The sequence below is a fragment of the Mesorhizobium sp. M7A.F.Ca.CA.004.06.1.1 genome, from assembly GCF_003999135.1.
In the GTDB taxonomy this organism is placed as follows: domain Bacteria; phylum Pseudomonadota; class Alphaproteobacteria; order Rhizobiales; family Rhizobiaceae; genus Mesorhizobium.
Map to the genome: position 1 here is coordinate 1 of NZ_RZPQ01000981.1, position 1805 is coordinate 1805.

General features: G+C 61.9%; 2 protein-coding genes and 1 pseudogene. 2 read left to right on the plus strand and 1 reads right to left on the minus strand.

What is annotated here, in order from left to right:
- A pseudogene (locus EN906_RS32925) lies at positions 1–383 on the minus strand (glycosyl transferase family 1); the annotation flags it as partial.
- Positions 384–522: 139 nt separating this feature from the next.
- Between EN906_RS32925 and EN906_RS32930 the strand changes: the two are divergent.
- Both EN906_RS32930 and EN906_RS32935 read left to right on the plus strand, forming a co-directional pair.
- Positions 523–1236: a DUF805 domain-containing protein gene (locus EN906_RS32930; RefSeq protein WP_127271316.1), complete on the plus strand. Its 714-nt coding sequence runs from the start codon at positions 523–525 to the stop codon at positions 1234–1236.
- 63 nt (positions 1237–1299) lie between these two features.
- Positions 1300–1805, plus strand: a 506-nt coding sequence (locus EN906_RS32935) for a DUF805 domain-containing protein (RefSeq protein WP_164777562.1), incomplete at its 3' end; no start/stop codon positions are given.

The following is a 1805-nucleotide window of genomic DNA, read 5'->3' on the forward strand; positions in this document are numbered from 1 at the left end:
GTCTTGGCGAGATGGCGGTCGGCGTCGCGCTTGCCCCATGGCTGCTGCCTCACCGCTTCGAGGGCCTGCGACATCGCCGTACGTCTCCCAGGCCATCGTTTGAGGCGCCAGGGTGAAATCTCGCCCGTCGCGACATGGTCCTGCTCGAAAGGAGCGAGGGGGCGAAACCGGCCTTCCCACGGTCGGAACGCCACCACCTCCACGCTAGGGTCGGGATCGGCCAGGGCTGCGCTGACGAGAAAGCTTTCCACCCGCGGGATGCCGACAAGTCCCTGGCCGGACGGCCAGAACGTCAGGCCGGTGGCGTCGATGGCCAGCCTGGGAGGTCTTCTTTCCCCTCCATCTTCAATCACGGTTTTACTGTCAGGACTCTCGACTGTCATGTTCTGCTTCTGTCGAAGGCGGTTGCACTCGATGCCTTATGCTTCATTTGCCGCGAAGACGGTAGCCATGCTGGCCGTCTTGCCCATCGGCCCGGCCCTGTGCCACCTTCGGCCGGGACGTGGCGAGCGGGGGTGGCAAATGCGCGGCGAAGTACTTCACTATGACGAGATCCAGGGCTTCGGCTTCATATCCGGGGCCGACGGCAACCGTTACACCTTCACCCGCGAGAACCTGCGCCGGGAAACTGCTATGCGGAAGGGCGCGGCCGTCGAGTTCCAGCCGGGTGGCGGCCAGGCGCGCGACGTTTTTTCGATCACCGCTCCGACTGCCGCTCCCTCCGCCGCCAATCCCAGCGTCAAAGCCGCACCGGCCCAGGCCAGCGTTCCGTCCGCAGTGGTCCCGCCCGCTGCGCAGCATTTCGGTCGATCTTCCGAGATAGCCGAGCCCGGCGATCTCTGGGGCTATTTCTGGAGCGGCGTGACGCAGAACTATTTCAATTTCGCCGGACGCGCCCGCCGCAAGGAATATTGGGGCTACTGCCTGTTCTGGACGGTTTGCCTGCTGATCATCGGCGGCATCGGCCTGTACACCGATATGGATATGGGCGGTTTCGACAGTGATATTTCGGGCGCGATAACGGTCGGGTTGTGCGGCACGTTCCTGCTGGCGACAATTCTTCCCAGCCTCGGCATGATCGTGCGCCGGCTGCACGACATCGGCCTGTCAGGCTGGCTCTGCCTGCTGATCCTGATCCCGACCATCGGCAGCCTGATCATCCTGGTCTTCGCGCTGATCCCGACGCAGGCCCGGGAAAACCAGTGGGGGCCGGTGCCGGCGGGTGTCAGGATTTAGCCGCCACGTGTATTGCAATCACAAACAACCCTGGGTAGTATTTGCGCAACGCGGGGGAGAAACATGCGTGGCACGATATTCCACTACGATCAGGATCAGGACTACGGCTACATCGACGGAATCGACAGCAAGCGTTATATCTTTGCCCGTGACGATGTGAGCCATGAAGTGACCCTCGCCAGGGGCACCCTTGTCGAGTTTCAACCGGAGGACGGTACGGCGCACGATATAGTCGCCGTCACCCCGACAGCGCCATCGCCAAGCACGGGCCAGCCACGCCGTTCGGCCGAGAGCAGGCCCGCCTATTCCATGGGTCTGTGGGCTTACTTCTGGCGCGCGATAATTGCGGACTATAGCAATTTCAAAGGTCGCGCCCGCCGCAAGGAATTCTGGGCCTTCTGGCTATTCTACACCCTCGGGATATTGGCGCTTCTAGGCTTCGGAATACTCGTTGACCTGGCGTTCAATGGCTTCAAAACCAATGCGGACAGGACGCCGATGAGGGCCATAGGGCTCATACCCTTCCTTCTTTTCTTTTCGGGATTGATCCTGCCGTCGATTGCGCTCGT

Excerpts from the sequence above, each read along its gene's own strand:
- EN906_RS32930 (WP_127271316.1), top strand. The coding sequence starts at position 523 with ATGCGCGGCGAAGTACTTCACTATGACGAGATCCAGGGCTTCGGCTTC.